Annotated in this window: 21 protein-coding genes, 1 tRNA gene and 1 pseudogene; 9 read left to right on the top strand and 14 right to left on the bottom strand. The window is 60.4% G+C overall.

Annotated features, from left to right (window positions below; translation table 11 throughout):
• Positions 1 to 92: 92 nt before the first annotated feature.
• A complete protein-coding gene (cueR, locus tag H7A77_RS08635) occupies positions 93 to 494 on the top strand; it encodes a Cu(I)-responsive transcriptional regulator (protein ID WP_025301807.1) in 402 nt (133 codons plus the stop codon).
• Here the strand turns inward: cueR and H7A77_RS08630 are convergent.
• Entirely contained in the window at positions 491 to 952 is a 462-nt protein-coding gene (locus H7A77_RS08630; RefSeq protein WP_072628249.1) for an NfeD family protein, read from the bottom strand. The genes cueR and H7A77_RS08630 overlap by 4 nt on opposite strands.
• 2 nt (positions 953 to 954) lie before the next feature.
• Complete coding sequence (locus H7A77_RS08625; protein WP_004940203.1) at positions 955 to 1,860, bottom strand: SPFH domain-containing protein; 906 nt, start codon at positions 1,858 to 1,860, stop codon at positions 955 to 957.
• Between the two features lie 319 nt (positions 1,861 to 2,179).
• Between H7A77_RS08625 and cfa the strand changes: the two genes are divergently transcribed.
• Entirely contained in the window at positions 2,180 to 3,331 is a 1,152-nt protein-coding gene (cfa, locus tag H7A77_RS08620) for a cyclopropane fatty acyl phospholipid synthase (RefSeq protein ID WP_033642134.1), read from the top strand.
• A 112-nt stretch (positions 3,332 to 3,443) separates the two neighbouring features.
• Here cfa and H7A77_RS08615 read toward each other — a convergent pair whose 3' ends face one another.
• The 3 genes from H7A77_RS08615 to tesA form a co-directional block, all read right to left on the bottom strand.
• Positions 3,444 to 4,298 carry a co-chaperone YbbN gene (locus tag H7A77_RS08615; RefSeq protein WP_025301810.1) on the bottom strand — a complete coding sequence of 285 codons (855 nt, stop codon included), beginning with the start codon at positions 4,296 to 4,298 and terminating at the stop codon, positions 3,444 to 3,446.
• Between the two features lie 77 nt (positions 4,299 to 4,375).
• Positions 4,376 to 5,152: an SDR family oxidoreductase gene (locus H7A77_RS08610; RefSeq protein ID WP_096241989.1), complete on the bottom strand. Its 777-nt coding sequence runs from the start codon at positions 5,150 to 5,152 to the stop codon at positions 4,376 to 4,378.
• Between the two features lie 26 nt (positions 5,153 to 5,178).
• The gene (gene tesA, locus H7A77_RS08605) at positions 5,179 to 5,817 is read right to left on the bottom strand and encodes a multifunctional acyl-CoA thioesterase I/protease I/lysophospholipase L1 (protein ID WP_162997219.1); all 639 of its coding nucleotides are present in this window, start codon (positions 5,815 to 5,817) and stop codon (positions 5,179 to 5,181) included.
• Between tesA and ybbA the strand changes: the two genes are divergently transcribed.
• From ybbA to H7A77_RS08590, 3 genes are all read left to right on the top strand, one after another.
• Positions 5,788 to 6,474: a putative ABC transporter ATP-binding protein YbbA gene (gene ybbA, locus H7A77_RS08600; RefSeq protein ID WP_004940192.1), complete on the top strand. Its 687-nt coding sequence runs from the start codon at positions 5,788 to 5,790 to the stop codon at positions 6,472 to 6,474. The two genes, tesA and ybbA, sit on opposite strands and share 30 nt — an antisense overlap.
• A complete protein-coding gene (ybbP, locus tag H7A77_RS08595) occupies positions 6,471 to 8,903 on the top strand; it encodes a putative ABC transporter permease subunit YbbP (protein ID WP_060659844.1) in 2,433 nt (810 codons plus the stop codon). Before ybbA ends, ybbP begins: the two co-directional genes overlap by 4 nt.
• 357 nt (positions 8,904 to 9,260) lie before the next feature.
• On the top strand, positions 9,261 to 10,667 hold the full coding sequence (locus tag H7A77_RS08590) for a sugar porter family MFS transporter (protein WP_033642138.1): 1,407 nt from the start codon (positions 9,261 to 9,263) through the stop codon (positions 10,665 to 10,667).
• A 64-nt stretch (positions 10,668 to 10,731) separates the two neighbouring features.
• Here the strand turns inward: H7A77_RS08590 and purK are convergent, their stop codons facing one another.
• The 4 genes from purK to ppiB all read right to left on the bottom strand — a co-directional run bounded on the left by purK (position 10,732) and on the right by ppiB (position 13,697).
• On the bottom strand, positions 10,732 to 11,799 hold the full coding sequence (gene purK, locus H7A77_RS08585) for a 5-(carboxyamino)imidazole ribonucleotide synthase (RefSeq protein ID WP_016928803.1): 1,068 nt from the start codon (positions 11,797 to 11,799) through the stop codon (positions 10,732 to 10,734).
• A complete protein-coding gene (purE, locus tag H7A77_RS08580) occupies positions 11,796 to 12,320 on the bottom strand; it encodes a 5-(carboxyamino)imidazole ribonucleotide mutase (RefSeq protein WP_004940188.1) in 525 nt (174 codons plus the stop codon). Before purE ends, purK begins: the two co-directional genes overlap by 4 nt.
• 149 nt (positions 12,321 to 12,469) lie before the next feature.
• Positions 12,470 to 13,192 carry a UDP-2,3-diacylglucosamine diphosphatase gene (locus H7A77_RS08575; protein ID WP_033642139.1) on the bottom strand — a complete coding sequence of 241 codons (723 nt, stop codon included), beginning with the start codon at positions 13,190 to 13,192 and terminating at the stop codon, positions 12,470 to 12,472.
• A 10-nt stretch (positions 13,193 to 13,202) separates the two neighbouring features.
• Positions 13,203 to 13,697 (bottom strand): peptidylprolyl isomerase B, encoded by a 495-nt coding sequence (gene ppiB, locus H7A77_RS08570; RefSeq protein WP_016928800.1) that lies wholly within the window; start codon positions 13,695 to 13,697, stop codon positions 13,203 to 13,205.
• 309 nt (positions 13,698 to 14,006) lie between these two features.
• On the opposite strand from ppiB, the gene cysS reads away from it, so the two are divergent.
• Positions 14,007 to 15,392, top strand: a complete 1,386-nt coding sequence (gene cysS / locus H7A77_RS08565; RefSeq protein ID WP_033642140.1) for a cysteine--tRNA ligase — start codon at positions 14,007 to 14,009, stop codon at positions 15,390 to 15,392.
• Between the two features lie 58 nt (positions 15,393 to 15,450).
• Here cysS and ybcJ read toward each other — a convergent pair whose 3' ends face one another.
• A complete protein-coding gene (gene ybcJ / locus H7A77_RS08560; protein WP_033642141.1) occupies positions 15,451 to 15,663 on the bottom strand; it encodes a ribosome-associated protein YbcJ in 213 nt (70 codons plus the stop codon).
• Between the two features lie 10 nt (positions 15,664 to 15,673).
• Positions 15,674 to 16,540, bottom strand: a complete 867-nt coding sequence (folD, locus tag H7A77_RS08555; protein ID WP_004940177.1) for a bifunctional methylenetetrahydrofolate dehydrogenase/methenyltetrahydrofolate cyclohydrolase FolD — start codon at positions 16,538 to 16,540, stop codon at positions 15,674 to 15,676.
• 205 nt (positions 16,541 to 16,745) lie between these two features.
• Between folD and H7A77_RS08550 the strand changes: the two genes are divergently transcribed.
• The 3 genes from H7A77_RS08550 to H7A77_RS08540 all read left to right on the top strand — a co-directional run bounded on the left by H7A77_RS08550 (position 16,746) and on the right by H7A77_RS08540 (position 17,433).
• Complete coding sequence (locus tag H7A77_RS08550) at positions 16,746 to 16,955, top strand: hypothetical protein (protein WP_042783825.1); 210 nt, start codon at positions 16,746 to 16,748, stop codon at positions 16,953 to 16,955.
• Complete coding sequence (locus H7A77_RS08545) at positions 16,952 to 17,260, top strand: hypothetical protein (protein WP_145957757.1); 309 nt, start codon at positions 16,952 to 16,954, stop codon at positions 17,258 to 17,260. Before H7A77_RS08550 ends, H7A77_RS08545 begins: the two co-directional genes overlap by 4 nt.
• A 96-nt stretch (positions 17,261 to 17,356) precedes the next feature.
• A tRNA-Arg gene (locus tag H7A77_RS08540) sits at positions 17,357 to 17,433 on the top strand.
• A 21-nt stretch (positions 17,434 to 17,454) separates the two neighbouring features.
• Here H7A77_RS08540 and H7A77_RS08535 read toward each other — a convergent pair.
• The 3 genes and pseudogenes from H7A77_RS08535 to H7A77_RS08530 form a co-directional block, all read right to left on the bottom strand.
• Positions 17,455 to 18,615: a site-specific integrase gene (locus tag H7A77_RS08535; protein WP_182074061.1), complete on the bottom strand. Its 1,161-nt coding sequence runs from the start codon at positions 18,613 to 18,615 to the stop codon at positions 17,455 to 17,457.
• A 77-nt stretch (positions 18,616 to 18,692) separates the two neighbouring features.
• Positions 18,693 to 18,857, bottom strand: a pseudogene (locus H7A77_RS25730) (helix-turn-helix domain-containing protein); the annotation flags it as partial.
• A 181-nt stretch (positions 18,858 to 19,038) separates the two neighbouring features.
• Positions 19,039 to 19,686, bottom strand: a complete 648-nt coding sequence (locus H7A77_RS08530) for an MT-A70 family methyltransferase (protein ID WP_182074060.1) — start codon at positions 19,684 to 19,686, stop codon at positions 19,039 to 19,041.
• Between the last annotated feature and the right edge of the window lie 148 nt (positions 19,687 to 19,834).

Here is a 19,834-nt window from a genome sequence, read left to right as displayed (position 1 = left end):
GTAGAGGCGGTGTTTAAAGGTTGACCGCCTGACCTGTTTTCACTAAGAATGGAGCTTAAACCTTCCAGCAAGGGTAAGGTCAAGGAGGGAAAATGAATATTAGCGACGTCGCGAAAAAAACCGGTTTAACCAGCAAGACGATTCGTTTTTACGAAGAGAAAGCGTTGATTACCGCCCCGATCCGCAGCGACAACGGTTACCGCCACTATTCCGCCAAGCATGTCGAAGAGCTGACGCTGCTGCGTCAGGCGCGGCAGGTGGGCTTCAACCTGGACGAGTGCCGCGAACTGGTAGCGTTGTTCAACGATCCGGCCCGCCACAGCGCCGACGTGAAGGCGCGCACGCTGCAGAAGGTGGCGGAGATCGAAAAGCACATCAGCGAGCTGGGGAACATGCGCCAGCGCCTGTTGACGCTGGCGGAACAATGCCCGGGCGACGAGGGGGCGGAGTGCCCCATCATCAATAACCTGGCGGGGTGTTGTCGTTCTAATTAACGGCTGATGGCACGGATCACCAGCGTGACCCCTTCCACCGCCACCACTTCCACTTCGGTGCCGGCGGGCAGATCTTCCGCCGCCTGCGCGCGCCAGCTGCTGTCGCCGATATTGATGCGCCCCATGCCGTTGTGCATCGGCTCCGTCAGCGTGGCGCGGGTGCCGATCAGCTGACGGTTGCGCTGGTTGAGCACCGGCGAACCGCCGGATGCGGCCGCCGGGCGGCGACGCAGCCAGTACCACCACAGATAGGCGACGACGACGGTCAGGACGGCGAAGATCACGCCTTGCCATTCCCAGGAAAGCGGTGGCAGCAGCCAGATCAAGGTGCCGACCAACAGCGCCGCCACGCCGCTCCACAGCAGGTAGCCGCCGGCGCCGAGCATTTCCGCCGCCAGCAGCACGCCCCCGAGGGAGAGCCAGAACCACAGCGGATTCGCCGCGATCAGTTCGAGCATGATTATTTGCCTTTGCTTTCTTTCAGCAGTTCGGTAATGCCGCCGATCGAGCCGAGCAGGCTGCTGGCATCCAGCGGCATCATCACCACTTTGCTGTTGTTGGAGGAACCGATCTTCTGCAGCGCGTCGGTGTATTTCTGCGCCACGAAGTAGTTCACCGCCTGAATGTTGCCGCTGGCGATGGCGTCGGACACCAGCTGGGTGGCGCGCGCCTCGGCCTCGGCGGCGCGCTCACGCGCTTCCGCCTGCAGGAACGCCGACTGGCGTTCGCCCTCGGCCTTCAGGATCTGCGATTGCTTCTCCCCTTCGGCGCGCAGAATGGCCGCCTGACGCACCCCCTCCGCCTCGAGGATATCGGCGCGCTTGGTGCGCTCGGCCTTCATCTGGGCGTTCATCGAGGCGATCAGTTCCGCCGGCGGCCGCACGTCGCGGATCTCGATACGGGTGATTTTCACCCCCCAAGGGTTGGTCGCTTCATCGACGATGTGCAACAGGCGGCTGTTGATGCTGTCGCGCTGCGACAGCATTTCGTCCAGCTCCATCGAGCCGAGCACGGTGCGGAAGTTGGTCATGGTCAGGTTGACGATCGCCTGTTCGAGGTTGCTGACCTCGTAGGCGGCGCGCGCCGGATCGACCACCTGGATAAAGCACACCGCGTCGATGGCGACGTTGGCGTTATCGCGGGAAATCACTTCCTGCGAAGGAATGTCCAGCACCTGCTCCATCATGTTGATTTTGCGGCCGATGCGGTCCATGAACGGCACCACCAGGTTCAGCCCCGGCATCAGCGTTTTGGTGTAGCGGCCGAAGCGTTCTACCGTCCATTGGAACCCCTGCGGCACAATTTTGACGCCGGCGAACACCACAATCAGTGCGACGACGATCACGATGGGAATAAAAGTAAGCATGCAAACCTCCTGTCAGACATATGTAAACAGATATTACGACAGCGCCGGAAAAATGCCTACTGATACCGCGACTTAATCCAGGGCACCGACCAAACCCGCGATCAGCGGATCCCGCGTCTGGAACAGAGTGTTGTCACGACAAGTGTGGCACAGCTGAAAAATAAGTATGCCTAAATGGCATGATTTCAATAATTTTTATTCATTTCATGATGTTGCTCGCCTTGGCTAGAGTAAAAACACCCCCGTGTTTACCGTCAAAAATTTGTCATTTTCATTTGCGACTATGCTTTTTGAAATGACATTTCGGCCAAGGATTGTTATGGATTCGCTCAGTGTTGATGAACTCGCCCAGAAGAACGATCGCTGGTATCGCATTGTGGAGGAGATGTTGGCGGAAGCCGGCGTCGCCATCAACGGCCCGCGCGCCTGGGATATCCGGGTGCATAACCCGGCGCTGTTCAAACGCATTTTGCAGGAAGGCTCGCTCGGCTTCGGCGAAAGCTATATGGACGGCTGGTGGGAGTGCGAACGGTTGGACATGCTGTTCACCCGCATTCTGCAGGCCGGCGTCGATGAACGGCTGCCGAAAAGCCTGAGCGACATCGCGCGCATCGCCTATGCCCGGCTGTTCAATCGCCAATCGCGCAAGCGTGCCTGGCAGGTGGGCAAAGAACACTACGACATCGGCAACGACCTGTTCCGGGCGATGCTCGATCCTTATATGCAATACTCCTGCGGTTACTGGAAAGAGGCGCAGACGCTGGAGCAGGCGCAGCAGGCCAAGCTCAGGATGATCTGCGAAAAACTGCAGTTGAAACCGGGCATGACGCTGCTGGATATCGGCTGCGGCTGGGGCGGATTGGCGCAGTTTGCGGCGCAAAACTACGGCGTCTCGGTGCACGGCGTGACCATTTCGGCCGAGCAGCAGAAGCTGGCGCAGGAACGCTGCGCCGGGCTGGACGTCGAGATCTTGCTGCAGGATTACCGCGATCTGGATCGGCAGTTTGATCGCATCGTGTCGGTCGGCATGTTCGAGCACGTCGGGCCGAAAAACTATGAGACCTACTTCAGCGTCGCGGCGCGCAACCTGAAGCCCGACGGTCTGTTCCTGCTGCACACTATCGGTTCCAATCAGACCGATCTCAACGTCGATGCCTGGATAGACAAATACATCTTCCCCAACGGCTGCCTGCCTTCGGTGCGGCATATCGCCGAGGCCAGCGAAGGGCGTTTCGTGATGGAGGATTGGCACAACTTTGGCGCCGATTACGATCGCACGCTGATGGCCTGGCTGGAGAATTTCAAACGGGCGTGGCCGGATCTGATGGGCGGTTATTCCGAGCGCTTCGAACGCATGTTCACCTATTACCTGAACGCCTGCGCCGGCGCGTTCCGTTCGCGCAACATTCAGCTGTGGCAGGTGTTGTTCAGCCCGGCGGGCGTGGAGGGCGGGGTGCGGGTCTATCGCTAATCCCCGTCATATTTCAAGCTGGCTGCACGTTCGAGCCCTGGTCACTTAGTTATCTAAGCGCCCAGGGCTTCTCACATTTGCCGCCTGGATGCAGCTTCAAGTATGACGGATATCAGTACAGCAGGGAGTACAGCTGGCGGCGATATTTAGCGGCCAGCGCGTCGCCGGTGCCGAGCGCGGCCAGAATGTCCATCAGGGTTTTGCGCGCGCTGCCGTTGGCGGCGGCCAGATCTTTCTTCAGATGCCCCATCAGCAGTTCCAGCGCTTCTTCGTTACGCCCGACCTGATGCAGTTGCAGCGCCAGCTGCACCGCCAGTTCGACGTTGTCCGGCTGCTGTTGCACCTGTTGTTGCAGCTGCTGGATTTCCGGCGTGTCCGCCGCCTGCTTCAACAGTTCAATCTGCGCCACCAGGCCCTGATAGCGGGTATCGCGATCCTGCAGCGGGATGGTTGCCAGCACCGCTTCAGCGTCTTCGCTGCGGCTGAGCGCGATCTGGGTTTCGGCCAACGTCAGACCGATGTCGCTGCGCTGTTGGCTGCTCTGCCAGGCGTCTTTCAGCAGCGGCAGCGCTTCGGCGGCGTTGCCGGCGGCCAGCAGTTCCTGCGCCTGCGCCAGTTTCAGATCTTCTTCCTTCGGCAGGAAACGCTGCAGCAAGTCGCGGATCGCTTCTTCCGGCTGCGGGCCCTGGAAGCCGTCGACCGGCTGGCCGTCTTTGAACAGGTAGACCGTCGGAATGGAACGCAGCCCGAATTGCGAGGCGATCATCTGTTCGGCGTCGCAGTCCACCTTGGCCAGAATGAACTGACCGGCGTATTCCGCCGCCAGCTTGTCCAGCACCGGCGTGAGCTGCAGGCAGTGTTGGCTGCGCTCGGACCAGAAGTAGAACAGCACCGGAATGGACATCGATTGTTCCAGCGTCTGGTGCAGGTTAGTTTCGTTAATATCAACAACAGCTTGAGCTAGCATCTTTTTTCTCTCTGATCGTGCGGAGCCATGGGGTGTAGATGGGGGCGCGCCGCCATTCTTCAACCCCGGCGGGCGAATTAAGCGTTGCCGCGCAGCAGCCAATCCAGACAGCGGCCCGGCAAAATGCGGCGCAGCACGCTCATGGCGTGCGCCAGCAGGGTCACCGGATAGCGCAATTTGGCGCGCGGGCTTTCCAGCGCGTGGCGCAATTTGGGCAGAATGGCCTCCGGCGGCAGCGTCAGGCGCTTGGCGATGCCGGGATTGTGCACCGGCTTGTCGCTTTGCGCCTGGTTGACGTTCTGGCTAAAGTGAGTGGAAATCGGCCCCGGTTCGATCAGGCTGACCTGAATGCCGCTGCCGTGCAGTTCCATGCGCAGCGCGTCCGACCAGGCCTCCAGCGCGAACTTGCTGGCTGCGTAGGCGCCGCGCCCGGCGCTGGAGACCAGGCCCATCACCGAGCTGGTCTGAATAATGCGCCCTTCGCCGTGCGGCAACATCGCGGGCAACAACAGTTGGGTCAGTTGGTGGGTGCCGAACAGGTTGGTGGCGAACTGCCGCTCCAGCTGGCTGCGCGAAATGCGGCTGAGCGGGCCGTAAACGCCGAAACCGCCGTTGTTGAACAGGCCGTACAGGCGGCCGTCGGTCAGCGCGATCACCTCGGCAGCGGCACGCTCGACGCTGGCGCTGTCGTCCAGATCCAGCTCGATGCCTTCCAGCCCGAGCTGGCGCATGTTTTCCACGTCCTGCGGTTTGCGGCAGGCAGCCAGCACCCGGTAGCCGCGGTTGCGCAGATCCTGCGCCGCAATCAGTCCAATCCCGCTGGAACAGCCGGTTATCAATACCGCTTTTTGCATAACTTTACCTAGTGTACGACCCTAATTTAGTGAGACTCATGTTTTACTAGGGGTTCCAGGCGCTCCGCCATCCAGGTGGCGATAAACGGCTGGGCGTCCCCATTGGGGTGCAATCCGTCATCCTGCATCCATTCCGGCTTCACCACCACCTGTTCCATATAGAACGGCAGCAGCGGAATGTTGAACTGTTTGGCCAGCGCCGGATAGACGGCGCTGAACGCCTCGGTATAGCGGCGGCCGTAGTTCGGCGGGATGCGAATTTGCATCAGCAGCGGCTGTGCGCCGGCCTGCTGCACCTGCGTGATGATCTGGCCGAGATCGCGCTGTACGTCCTGCGCCGGGAAGCCGCGCAGGCCGTCGTTGGCGCCCAGCTCAATCAGCACCCAGCGCGGCTGATGCTGTTTCAGCAGCGCGGGCAGACGCGCCAGCCCCTGCGCGGCGGTGTCGCCGCTGATGCTGGCGTTGACCAGCTGCGGCGCGCCCGGTTTTTTCTGCCACTGTTCGGCCAACAGCGTCGGCCAGGCCCGCTCGATCGGCAGGCGGTAACCGGCGCTTAAACTGTCGCCTAAAATCAACAAGGTATCGGCGGCGGCAGCGCGTAAACTGAATAATCCCAACAGCAAAAGGAAGGGAAGATGCCAGCGGAAAACGTTCTTGAAGTTCATCATCTTAGTAAACACGTTGGTCAGGGTGAGCATCAGCTCACCATCCTTACCGGAGTCGAGCTGCTTGTCAAACCCGCGCAGACGATCGCCCTGATCGGCGAATCCGGATCGGGGAAATCGACCTTGCTGGGCATTTTGGCCGGGCTGGATGACGGCAGCGAAGGCGAGGTGCGCTTGCTCGGCGAGTCGCTGACCGCGCTGGACGAAGAGGGGCGCGCCGCGCTGCGCGCCAGGAATGTCGGCTTCGTGTTTCAGTCGTTCATGCTGGTGCCGACGCTGAACGCGCTGGAGAACGTGCAACTGCCGGCGCTGTTGCGCGGCGAGAGCGACAGACAGAGCCGCGAGCAGGCGGTGCAGCTGCTCGAGCAGTTGGGGCTGGGGAAACGGCTCGATCACCTGCCGGCGCAGCTGTCCGGCGGCGAGCAGCAGCGCGTGGCGCTGGCGCGCGCCTTCAGCGGCCGACCGCGGGTGCTGTTCGCCGATGAACCGACCGGCAACCTCGATCGTCAGACCGGCGATCGCATCGCCGACCTGCTGTTTTCCCTCAACCGCGATTTTGACACCACCCTGATCCTGGTGACCCATGACGAAACCCTGGCGGCGCGCTGCCAGCGGCGGCTGCGGCTGCGCGAAGGCAAGCTGTGGGAGGAAGCATGATCTGGCGCTGGTTCTGGCGCGAATGGCGCTCGCCGTCGCTGCTGATCGTGTGGCTGGCGCTGACGCTCTCCGTCGCCTGCGTGCTGGCGCTGGGCAGCATCAGCGATCGCATGGACAAAGGGCTCAGCCAGCAGAGCCGCGATTTTATCGCCGGCGATCGGGTGCTGCGCAGCGCGCATCCAGTGCCGGAAGGCTGGCTGCTGGACGCGCAGCAACAAGGGCTGAAGGTGAGCCGTCAGCTGTCGTTCACTACCATGACCTATGCCGGCGATCGGCCGCAGCTGGCGGACGTGAAAGCCACCGATTTGGCCTATCCGCTGTACGGCAAGCTGGAAACGCGCCCGGCCAACATCCAGCCCGAACCGGGCAGCGTGCTGGTGGCGCCGCGTTTGCTGGCGCTGCTGAACGTGAAAGTGGGGGATTCGCTGGAGGTGGGCGACACCACGCTGCGCATCGCCGGTGAAATCATTCAGGAGCCGGACGCCGGTTTCAATCCATTCCAGACCGCGCCGCGCATCATGATCAACCTGGCGGACGTCGATAAGACCGGCGCAGTGCAGCCGGGCAGCCGCCTGACCTATCGTTACATGTTCGCCGGCGCCGAGCCGGATATTCAGCGTTACGAAGAACGGCTGACGCCGCAGTTGACGCCGGATCAGCGCTGGTTCGGGCTGCAGGAATCCGGCAGCGCGCTGGGCAAGTCGCTGCAGCGCTCCCAACAGTTCCTGCTGTTGTCGGCCCTGCTGACGCTGCTGTTGTCGATCGCCGCCGTGGCGGTGGCGATGAGCCACTATTGCCGCAGCCGCTACGATCTGATCGCGGTGTTGAAAACCCTTGGCGCCGGGCGCGGCGCGCTGCGCAAATTGATAGTCGGCCAGTGGCTGGCGGTGATGGCGCTGGCGGCGGTGTGCGGCGGGGCGATCGGGCTGGCGTTCGAGGCGCTGTTGATTCGCCTGCTGAAGCCGGTGTTGCCGGCCGCGTTGCCCGCCGCCGGCGTCTGGCCGTGGCTGTGGGCGCTCGGTGCGCTGGTGCTGATTTCGCTGCTGGTCGGGTTGCGGCCGTATCGCCAGTTGCTGGCCACCCAGCCGCTGCGGGTGCTGCGTCGCGATGTGGCGGCCAACGTCTGGCCGCTGCGCTACTTCCTGCCGGTGACGGCCGCGATCGTGGTCGCGTTGTTGGTGTTGCTGATGGGAGCCAGCACGTTGCTGTGGGCGATCCTGGCGGGCATGGCGGTGCTGGCGCTGCTGCTGGGCGGTATAGGGTGGGGCAGCCTGCTGCTGTTGCGCCGCATCACGCTCAAGAGTCTGGCGCTGCGGCTGGCGGTCAACCGCCTGCTGCATCAGCCGTGGGTGACCATCAGCCAGTTGGCGGCGTTCTCGCTGTCGTTCATGCTGTTGGCGCTGCTGTTGGTGCTGCGCGGCGATCTGCTCGAACGCTGGCAGCAACAGCTGCCGCCGGACAGCCCGAACTATTTCCTGCTCAACATGACCGAGGCGCAGGTGCCGCAGGTGAAAACCTTCCTGCAGCAGCACCAGATCAAACCGGAAACCTATTACCCGATCGTCCGGGTGCGCCTGACCGAGATAAACCAGCAGGTGGCGACCGAACGGGTGCATGAGGACGATCCGGGCGGCGAGGCGGTGAACCGTGAGCTGAACCTGACCTGGCTGGCCGAGCTGCCGGATCACAATCCGTTGGTGGCGGGCAATTGGCCGCCGAAAAGCGGCGAAGTCTCGATAGATGAAGGCATCGCCGGGCGGCTGAAGATCAAGCTGGGCGACACGCTGACCTTCAGCGGCGATACCCAGGCGTTCAGCGCCAAAGTCACCAGCCTGCGCCAGGTGGATTGGGAAAGCCTGAAGCCGAACTTTTACTTTATCTTCCCGCCGGGCGCGCTGGACGGCCAGCCGCAGACCTGGCTCACCAGCTTCCGCTACGACGGCGACGGCCGGATGCTGACCCAGCTCAACCGCCAGTTCCCAACGCTCAGCCTGCTGGACATCGGCGCGATCCTGAAACAGGTCGGCGGCGTGCTGCAACAGGTCAGCCGCGCGCTGGAGGTGATGGTGGTGCTGGTGGTGCTGTGCGGCGGCCTGCTGCTGCTGGCGCAGGTGCAGGTCGGCATGCGTCAACGCCGCCAGGAGCTGGTGGTCTATCGCACGCTGGGGGCCGGCAAACGGCTGCTGCGCCGCACGCTGTGGTGCGAGTTCGCCCTGCTGGGGCTGGTGGCGGGCATCGCGGCGGCGGTGGGGGCCGAAGCGGCGCTGTGGCTGCTGCAAAGCCGGGTGTTCGACTTCCCGTGGACGCCGACGCCGGTGCTGTGGTGGGCGCTGCCGCTGGCCAGCGCGCTGCTGCTGTCGCTGTGCGGCGGCTGGCTGGGCGTGCGCTTGCTGCGCGGCCGGGCGCTGTTCCGCAGTTATGATGGCTGATCTGGCGATCGCAGGCCCGTTGCCGCCAAGCGTGGCCGGGCCTGCCGATTTTCTTTCGCGCGTCACTGGCGCAATTCCTCTTCATGCCCATTCATTGTGAAATCGATTACATTTATGTCATATCGATACGTTTGCCATTGGTCATCGGTGTAGCGGATAGCGGGCCGGCTTCGCCTGTTTTACGCATTGATTTAGAGGGTTACGCATGGATTAAGTGAATTCATCCGCCATAAAAAACGGCCTAAAAAGATTTAATGGAATGTAACCGTTTTCACTAATGTGATCGCACTCACTTATCTCCGACGCATTGCCTCCTATCATGTCGCACACTGATGACCGTTTTCTCCTGGAGGCTGTATGAGCGATACCGTCAAAGTGACACCGGCGGAGAAAAGCCCGACTCATGTCGGCATGACTTTTTTCGTCTGTTTTTTAGCCGCCTTGGCCGGCCTGCTGTTCGGTCTTGATATCGGCGTGATCGCCGGCGCCCTGCCGTTTATTACCGACACTTTTCAGATCACCAGCTCTCAGCAGGAGTGGGTGGTCAGCTCAATGATGTTTGGCGCCGCCGTCGGTGCTATCGGCAGCGGCTGGATGAACTTCCGGCTGGGGCGCAAATACAGTTTGATGATCGGCGCAATCCTCTTCGTGGCGGGATCGCTGTGTTCTGCGTTCGCTCCCAACGTGGAGGTGTTGATCGTTTCACGTATTCTGCTGGGATTGGCGGTGGGGATCGCTTCTTATACCGCGCCGATTTATCTTTCTGAAATCGCGCCGGAGAAAATCCGCGGCAGCATGATTTCGATGTATCAATTGATGATCACCATCGGCATTCTGGCCGCTTACCTGTCTGATACGGCATTCAGCTATACCGGCGCCTGGCGCTGGATGTTGGGTGTCATCACCATCCCGGCCGGGCTGTTGTTGGTCGGCGTGTTCTTTTTGCCTGACAGCCCGCGGTGGTTGGCCTCGCGTAATCGCCATGAGCAAGCGCGTCAGGTGTTGGAGAAGCTGCGCGACAGCAGTGCCCAGGCGCAGTATGAGCTGAATGAAATTCGTGAAAGCCTCAAACTGAAGCAAAGCGGTTGGGCGTTGTTCAAAGGCAATAAAAATTTCCGCCGCGCGGTTTTCCTTGGCATTCTTCTTCAGGTGATGCAGCAGTTTACCGGGATGAACGTCACCATGTATTACGCGCCGAAGATTTTCGGTCTGGCGGGCTTCGCCAGTACGGAACAGCAGATGTGGGGCACGGTGATCGTCGGTCTGGTCAACGTGCTGGCCACCTTTATCGCTATTGGGCTGGTTGACCGCTGGGGCCGCAAGCCCACTTTGATCCTTGGGTTTATCGTGATGGCCGTCGGCATGGGGGCGCTGGGCACCATGATGAATATCGGCATGAACTCGGCGGCGGAGCAATATTTCGCCATCGTCATGCTGCTGATGTTTATCGTCGGCTTTGCCATGAGCGCCGGCCCGCTGATTTGGGTGCTGTGCTCAGAGATCCAGCCATTGAAAGGCCGCGATTTCGGCATCACCTGTTCCACCGCCACTAACTGGATAGCCAATATGATCGTGGGGGCGACGTTCCTGACCATGCTGAATTCGTTGGGCAGCGCTCACACCTTTTGGGTCTACGCGGGGCTTAACGTGCTGTTTGTTTTCATCACGCTGGCGCTGATCCCGGAAACCAAAAATATTTCACTGGAACACATTGAGCGCAATCTGATGGCCGGCAAACCGTTGCGTAATATCGGCTCGCGTTGATCTTTGCGGCAATAAAAAAGGTTCAGCCTGGGCTGAACCTTCTTCTTTTCGGCGGTGTAAACCGTTAAGCCAGCTTCTGCTGTGCCCAGGCCAGCCCGCTTTGGTATTCGCCCGGCAGCAGCGGCGCCAGCGCCTGCAGCGCTTGACGTAGATCGGCGGCGCTCGGGTCGTTCAGATTGAGGTGGCCGACCTTGCGGCCCGGGCGCACCTCTTTCTCATACCAGTGCAGATGCACCAGCGGCAGCGACAGCCACTGTTCGTTGACGGCGGTGCCGATCAGGTTGACCATCACCGACGGTGTGCTCACCACCGGCTGCGGCAGCGGCAGGCCGAGGATGGCGCGCAGGTGCAGCTCGAACTGGCTGATGGATGCACCGTTTTGCGTCCAGTGGCCGCTGTTGTGCACGCGCGGCGCCAGTTCGTTGATCAACAGCCGATCGCCGACGATAAAGCACTCCATCGCCATCACGCCGACGTAGTTCAGCTCGTTCAGGATCGCCGCCAGCATCTGCTCGGCCTGTTGCTGCAGCGCCGGATTGGGCTGCGGCAGCGCCACGCTGGCGCGCAGGATGCCGTCTTCATGCAGGTTGTGGGTCAGCGGGTAGAAGACCGAACGGCCGTCGTGGCCGCGCGCGCCCACCAGCGACACTTCGCCGGAGAAATTGATGCCTTGCTCGACGATGCACTCGCCATAGGCATCGGCCGGCAGTTCGGCTTCCTGCCCCGGACGCAAGCGCCACTGGCCGCGGCCGTCATAGCCGCCGACCCGGCGTTTGACGATCGCCAGCTCGCCCAGCGCAGCGAACACCTGCGGCCATTCGGCGGCGCTCGCCAGCAGCTGCCACGGCGCGGTCGCCAGGCCGAGTTGATCGAGCAGCTGCTTTTGCGTCAGGCGATCCGCCAAACGCGGGAAGATGTCACGGTTGACGAAGGCGCTGTGAGTCGCCAGTTCGCGCGTCAGCGCGGTTTCCGGCCAGCGTTCAATCTCGGCGGTAATGACGCTGTTCTGATACGGCACCGCCTCGGGTTCGGCATCGATGCCGACAGGGTAGACGGCGATGCCCAGCGGTTCGCCGGCCTGGCGCAGCATGCGCCCCAGCTGACCGTTGCCCAATACGCAAACCGGCTTCATGCGTCCTCCCGCGGATCGGGGTGGTTCAAAACGTCTTCAGTCTGCGCCTGACGCCAGTCCGCCAAACGCTGCGCCAGCGCGGCGTCGTGCAGCGCCAGGATCTGCATCGCCAGCAGCCCGGCGTTGGCGGCGCCGGCTTTGCCGATCGCCAGCGTCCCCACCGGAATGCCGCGCGGCATCTGCACGATGGAGTAGAGGCTGTCCACGCCGCTCAGCGCGGCGCTTTGCACCGGTACACCCAGCACCGGCACCAGCGTTTTCGCCGCCAGCATGCCCGGCAGATGCGCGGCACCGCCGGCGCCGGCGATGATCACGTCAAAGCCGTTGGCGGCAGCCTGCTCGGCGAAGCTGAACAGCTTGTCCGGCGTGCGGTGAGCGGAAACGACTTCGACATGGAAGGGGACATCGAGCTGGGTCAGGACTTCGGCGGCGAACTGCATGGTGGCCCAGTCACTTTTCGATCCCATTACAATTGCGATTTTAGCCCCGGCATTGGCGGCTGAAGCGGCGTTGGCTCCCATGGGTGTAAGGCTCCTGTGATTTGTCTGGCGTCGGCTGAGGGCCGAATGAGGGCGTAGAGCATACCATGAGCGCACGGCGAGGAAAACGGTTGCGTCGCCGGTTTTCACCGGCGAAAGCGCGAATTTTCACCCGCGCGCCAGTGCGGAACTCAGAACGGGAATTGGATCAGCTCGACGGCGTCGGCGCTGACTTTGATCATCGATCCTTCGACGTGCCAGGCGCCCAGCACCGCGCGATGGGCTTCGCCGTTGCTCAACGCCAGCCGATGCACCGCCGGGCGATGGGTATGGCCGTGGATCATCCAGTGCACATCGTGGCGCAGCATCGTTTGCTCGACCGCCTGCGGGTTGACGTCCATGATGGCGTCCGACTTGTACTGGTTGGATTGCTGGCTGCGGGCGCGCATCTTGGCGGCGATCTTCAGTCGCCAGCGCAGCGGCAGCGCGAGGAACAGTTTTTGAATCAGCGGGTTGTGCACTTTACGGCGGAATTGCTGATAGGCTTGATCGTCGGTGCACAGGGTGTCGCCGTGCAGGATCAGGATCCTGCGGCCGTACAGCTCCAGCACTTTTTCTTCCGGCAGCAGCTGCATGCCGCTGGCGCGGGCGAAGCGCTTGCCGAGCAGAAAATCGCGGTTGCCGTGGATGAAATAGCAGGGCACGCCGGCCTGTTGCAGCGCTTTCAGCGCCGCGGCGATCTCCGCGTGCAGCGGCTCGGGATCGTCGTCGCCGATCCAGGCTTCAAACAGGTCGCCGAGGATGTACAGCGCGTCGGCGTGCACCGCTTCGCGCCGTAAAAAACGCAGAAAACCGGCAGTGATTGCCGGTTCCTGTGCGCACAAGTGCAGATCTGCGATGAACAGCGTACTCATGCAGCCGCGATTACTCGCTGACGGTCACGCTGTTGATCACCACGTCTTCTACCGGTACGTCCTGGTGCATGCCGCTGCGGCCGGTTTTCACGCCTTTGATCTTGTTGACCACGTCCATGCCTTCAACCACTTCAGCAAACACGCAGTAGCCCCAGCCCTGCACGTTTTCGCCGCGGAAGTTCAGGAAGTCGTTGTCAGCCACGTTGATGAAGAACTGTGCGGTGGCGGAGTGCGGATCGTTGGTGCGCGCCATTGCCAGGGTGCCGATGGTGTTTTTCAAACCGTTGTTGGCTTCGTTCTTGATGGCCGCGTTGGTCGCTTTCTGGTTCATGCCCGGCTCGAAACCGCCGCCCTGGATCATGAAGCCGTTGATCACACGGTGGAAGATGGTGTTGTCGTAGAAACCGGCGCGGCAGTAGTTCAGGAAGTTTTCAACGGTAACCGGCGCTTTGTCAGCAAAGGTCTTGATAACGATATCGCCGTGATTGGTGTGGAAAGTAACCATAGTTTTAATCCTAACAAGGTGAAGTGAGACGTCACGTAAAGCGAGTGAACATTCAGACCGCCCTTATAACATATCCGCCCCAGCGAGTCAGCAGCGGCTCAACCGCGCACTGTCTGTGGTAATTGTGTTTATGTTATATTATAACAATTGCGCCGGCCGGCGAATTTTGCGCTTTTTCTTCGCGTGAAGTCAGCAAAGCATGGCCTTAACCTTGCAATAGATCAGGCTTCAGGTTTCAATACGCTACCGGGCGTTAAACCTGAAGCCCGGTTATCTTTTTTGTTATCACGCACACCACGGAATCTCCCGATGCTAAAGATTTTTAATACCCTGAGTCGTCAAAAAGAGGAATTCAAACCCATTCATGCCGGGAAAGTGGGCATGTACGTGTGCGGGGTAACCATCTATGACCTGTGTCACATCGGCCACGGTCGTACCTTTGTCGCTTTCGACGTGGTGGCGCGTTACCTGCGCTATCTCGGCTATTCGCTGAACTACGTGCGCAACGTCACCGACGTGGACGACAAAATCATCCGCCGCGCGGCGGAAAATCATGAGACCTGCGATCAACTGACCGAACGCATGCTGGCGGAAATGCATGCCGACTTCGACGCGTTGCTGATCGATCGCCCGGACAGCGAACCGCGCGCGACCCAACACATCGCCGAGATCATCGAGATCACCCAGCGCCTGATCGATCGCGATCACGCCTATGTGGCCAGCAACGGCGACGTGATGTTCTCCATCGACAGCGATCCGCAGTACGGGCTGCTGTCGCGCCAGGATCTGGAGCAGCTGCAGGCCGGCGCGCGCGTGGAGATCGACGACGTTAAGCGCAACCCGATGGACTTCGTGCTGTGGAAGATGTCCAAACCGGGCGAGCCGAGCTGGCAGTCGCCGTGGGGGCCGGGCCGTCCGGGCTGGCACATCGAATGCTCCGCCATGAACTGCAAACAGCTGGGCACCCACTTCGACATTCACGGCGGCGGTTCCGATCTGATGTTCCCGCACCACGAGAACGAGATCGCGCAGTCGAGCTGCGCCCACGACGGCCCGTACGTCAATTACTGGATGCACTCCGGCATGGTGATGATCGACAAAGAGAAGATGTCCAAATCGCTGGATAACTTCTTTACCATTCGCGACGTGCTCGGCCATTACGATGCGGAGACGGTGCGTTACTTCCTGATGTCCGGCCACTATCGCAGCCAGCTGAACTACAGTGAAGAGAATCTCAAGCAGGCGCGCACCGCGCTGGAGCGCCTCTATACCGCGCTGCGCGGCACCGACGCCAATGCCGCGCCGGCCGGCGGCGAAGCGTTCGAAGCTCGCTTCCGCGAAGCGATGGACGACGACTTCAACACCCCGGAAGCCTACTCGGCGCTGTTCGATCTGGCGCGCGAGGTTAACCGCCTGAAGGGGGAAGACATGGCGGCGGCCAGCGGCATGGCGGCGGAACTGCGCAAGCTGGCGAACGTGCTTGGCCTGCTGCAGCAGGAGCCGGAGCAGTTCCTGCAAGGGGGCGCACAGGTTGACGACGGCGAAGTGGCGGAGATCGAAGCGCTGATTAAACAGCGTAACGAAGCGCGTGCCGCCAAAGACTGGGCGCTGGCGGATGCCGCGCGTGATCGCTTGAACGAGATGAACATCGTGCTGGAAGACGGCCCGCAGGGCACCACCTGGCGCCGTAAGTAATCCGGCAGAAGGAAACAAAAAAGGCGCTGAATTCAGCGCCTTTTTCTATGGCTGCGGGTTAGGGTTTAACCATGACCTTGCCGCCGCCGAACTCCACCACCTGATCGGCGACGATCTTGCAGCGCTTGCGGGTTTCGACCTTACCGTCGACTTTCACCTGCCCTTCGGCGATGACTTCTTTGGCGGCGCCGCCGCTTTCACACCAGCCCTGGAACTTCAGCAGATCGCACAGTTCGACATGGGGATGATTGTCCAGATTGAAAATTTCCATACTGCCTTACTTATTTAGGTTGAACGTCGTGATATTCCTCGCAGGCCTGCAAGGTATTTTGGATCAGTGTAGCCACGGTCATCGGGCCAACGCCACCCGGCACCGGGGTGATGTAGGCGGCGCGCTCGCTGGCGGCGTCGAAATCGACATCGCCCACCACTTTACCGCTTTCCAGGCGGTTGATGCCGACGTCAACCACGATGGCGCCCGGTTTGATCCAGTCGCCCGGAATGAAGCCGGGTTTGCCGACCGCCACCACCAGCAGATCGGCGTTCTCGACGTGATGACGCAGATTCTTGGTGAAGCGGTGGGTGACGGTGGTGGTGCAGCCGGCCAGCAGCAGCTCCATGCTCATCGGGCGGCCGACAATGTTGGACGCGCCGACCACCACGGCGTTCAGGCCGTAGGTATCGATGTTATAACGCTCCAGCAGGGTGACGATGCCGCGCGGCGTGCATGGGCGCAGCTTGGGCGCGCGCTGGCACAGGCGGCCGACGTTGTACGGGTGGAAGCCGTCGACGTCTTTGTCCGGATGGATGCGTTCCAGCACCTTGACGTTATCGATGCCGGCCGGCAACGGCAGCTGCACCAAAATGCCGTCGATTTCCTCATCGGCGTTCAGCTGGTCGATCAACGCCAGCAGCTCGGCTTCACTGGTGGCAGCGGGCAGGTCGTAGGAGCGGGAGAGGAAGCCGACTTCATCGCAGGCGCGGCGCTTGCTGGCGACGTAAATTTGCGAAGCCGGATTCTCGCCGACCAGCACAACCGCCAGCCCTGGCGCGCGCTTGCCGGCCGCCAGACGTTGTTTCACTTGCTCAGCCACTTCGTTTCTAACCTGCTGCGCAATCGTTTTACCATCAATAATCTTTGCTGACATCAGTGTGGAAATCCATCAATTAAGAAAAGCGGGGATGCCGCTATTCTGTCAGAAGCTGAGCGCGCTGTCAGGCGCAGAATCACCCTCGCCGCCGTCGGCGAGGCCGATTTACGCTTTTTTTATGCCGGCTTCAGGAACCTCTACGCCATTTTTACCGGCATTTGCATACGCTGGGGCCATACACAGGGCGAAAGAGGGCAGGATCATGAGAGCGATAACCCGGCTTTATCCGTTGCATCATCAGCCTGATCAGCAACCGGCGCAGCCTAAGCACGTTGGTGAGACGGTGTTCGATTCTTCGCTGCATCCGGCGGACAGTGAGCAACTCACCGCGCTGCATCAGCTTTGTCAGCACCAGGCGACGCCGTCGTGGCGGGCGCGCCTGAGCGCCCTGTGGCGGAAGCTGTGTGCATGAACGGCAGCGCATGGGTAGGGTGCGCGCTATTGCTGGCTTGGGCGCCGTGGAGCCAGGCTTCTTTAAACAGCGCACGCCCTGACTCCGCTCTGGGGAAAAGAGGGGAGGCGACCTGCAACATGCAGGTGGTTGAGCATGCCGATTGGGGCGACATTACGGCGGTCGTTCAGTCCGTGCGCCTTTGCCTGCGGCGGGGCGATGGGCGGCAAGGGGCCGAACGCAAGCCAGGCGATACCGCTGTCGGCCTGGCGCAACACAGCATAGCGCGGGCCGCCGCACGCGCGCTGGCGGAAAAAACGCCATAAAGCACCGTCGCCGCCGTAACGTCATGAAAAGGCATTGACTCGCTAACCTCTGACCGTATAATCGCAACCCGCAACCACAGGTTGCCGCATCTCAATGCGCCCTTAGCTCAGTTGGATAGAGCAACGGCCTTCTAAGCCGTAGGTCATAGGTTCGAATCCTATAGGGCGTGCCATTAAGTATCAATGAGTTACGCTCATTCCCCCACTGCAAGATTTTCCAAAAGTGCCAGACTAGTGACATTGCCCGCCAAGACTTCGTCAATTTTTCTCGCATGTTCGGTAAGATGGGTTGGGGATAAGTGAGCATAGCGCTGAACCATTTCGATGCTCTCCCAGCCGCCCATTTCTTGCAGTGCCGAAAGCGGCACACCTGCCTGAACCAACCAACTCGCCCACGTATGCCGCAGATCGTGAAAGCGGAAATCAGTTATTCCTGCCCGCCGTTTCCCAGTGTTCCATGCTGAGTTATCATCAACCCGCATTTTCCTAACTGCCGGGGTCACTCCGCCGCCAGGTCGTTTCCGTGCTGTCGTATGCACAAAGACGTACCGTGAGTGCTTCCCAATCTGATCACGCAATGTCCGGCATGCGGTATCGTTCAGCGCAACGCCAATAGCCTTACCCGCTTTGGCGTTCTCTGGGTGAATCCATGCCACTTTTCTTTGCATATCAACCTGTGACCATTCGAGATCGATGATATTTGAACGGCGTAGGCCAGTTGCCAGGGCAAAAACCACAACGGGCCTAAACTGTTCAGGCATGCATTTGATCAAGGTGGCCGCCTCTTCCTTTGTCAGCCACCTGACGCGCTTGCTTGCAGGCTTCCTCACCTTTATCACCGGCGCTTTACGTAGCCACTTCCATTCGTCAGCCGCAATCTTCATCAGCCCCCTCATGAAGGAAAGGTGCTGGCTGCGCGTTGCGGCGGATACCGGCTTAGGTTCGTATGCCGGCACTGGTTTACCCTTCCTCTCCGCTGCAGCCTTTTTCAGTTCCCATCGTTGGCGATGTTTCCTGTTAGGCATTTTGGCAACAGCGGCCATAATCCGATCTTCCGTGATCGATGATAGGGTTTTGCCAGCGAAGTGCTGCAGGAAAAACTCTATCTTCGTTCGGTCGTCATCCAATGACCTTTTCTCTTCCTTCTCCGTTAGCCAGCGCAGACACGCCTCTTCAAAAGTGTGCTCCGCTATCTCTCCAAGCTTGTTTACCCGCCAAGCATCAGCCCTTAGCTGATCGTAGAGCTCTTGCGCTTGGAGCTTGTCCGTCGTGTTAAGGCAGCGCCTAATTCTTTTACCACTGCCCGGTTCGACAAAATCGCAGTACCAATTTCCGTAACGTTGTTTGAGGGCCATCTGTTGTTACCTTTCTGTTGATGGCCGTCTGCATTCACGGCCCGATTTTCTGTCTCTCTTGCGTAATATGCAAGGCACTCGGACTTTAAAATCTCCCATCTGCCGCCGCCTTTCTTCCCGCTTTTGTTGGCATGAAGCAACCCCTCTTTAATCAGCGCTCGAAGGGTTCTCGGTGACTTCTTCATGAATGCAGCCGCTTCAGGGAGCGTGAACGGCACATCGTTTATGTTTATTTCTGCCATGGTCATCTCTCTGTAAAACGCCCATTCAGCATGCCGATCGTGTAGTTGAATCGCGGCAAAGAAATGCCGAGCAGTTCGACCTGAGCGAAATGCTTCATGATGATAGGGCGGGATAGGGTGTTGAAAGGGGTTTTCGGGTGTTGCTTAATCGCGGCGTGGAGTTCGTCGTTACAGCGTTTCGCTACTGATCTGAGTGCGTTTTGCTGAACGCTGCCGGCAGCAATTGCAGGCTGTTTACTGGGCATTGATTCCCCCAATGATCCCAGCCTGGCGCATCGCCACGGCTGAATAGTTCAATTCGTGACACGTCGCCGTAGAGCAGTTCAAGGCGCCGGCGGACTTCCCAGGGTTTCGCGCTGTGCTCGCCGAGACAGCTGAACACAACCTGCTTTACTGATGCACTGGCGCGCTCGATGCCCTGGCCGCGAACGGCGATCAACACGTCTTCGGAGTTGGCGCGGGTGTAGTTGCCGCCATTCATTCGTGTTTCGGCGTTGAGCATGTCGATCAGGTCGGTGAAGTCGAAGATGGTTTGCTGCTTCAGCGCTTTGTTGAACCGAATTTCGGCCTGCTGGTTCAGCTTCACCCAAGTGAAAGCCTTCATCGTTCTGACGCTGAATCCCCAGGCCTCTGCCAGCTCGATCGCCTCTTGGCTGTGGTTGCCGGTGTACCACATTGCGAGCACGCTATCAGGCGCAGCAATAGCCCACACAGGCAGACGTTTCAGATCTGCCATGCTCATCGTGCTGTAGTGATTGCCGGCGGCGCCATTGCTAATCGTGTTGCCGTAACTCCAAGGTGGATCTGCATAGATGAGTTGATAGGTCATTGAGCGTTACCCCAGCAGCGCTGGGCCGCGTTGACGCAAAAACCTATGCGGATGTGGATCCAAGCAACATCTACCGCCCGCGCAGCTTCAAGCGCCTGGCGCCACTTCTCTGCAGCATCTGCGAAATGGGCGCGTCGTTCTGCCTCGG

The sequence above is a fragment of the Serratia sp. ME47 genome (assembly GCF_903970925.1).
Classification (GTDB): domain Bacteria; phylum Pseudomonadota; class Gammaproteobacteria; order Enterobacterales; family Enterobacteriaceae; genus Serratia; species Serratia ureilytica.
The sequence above is the reverse complement of the archived record's forward strand: the minus strand, read 5'-3'. Positions and strand labels throughout refer to the sequence as shown.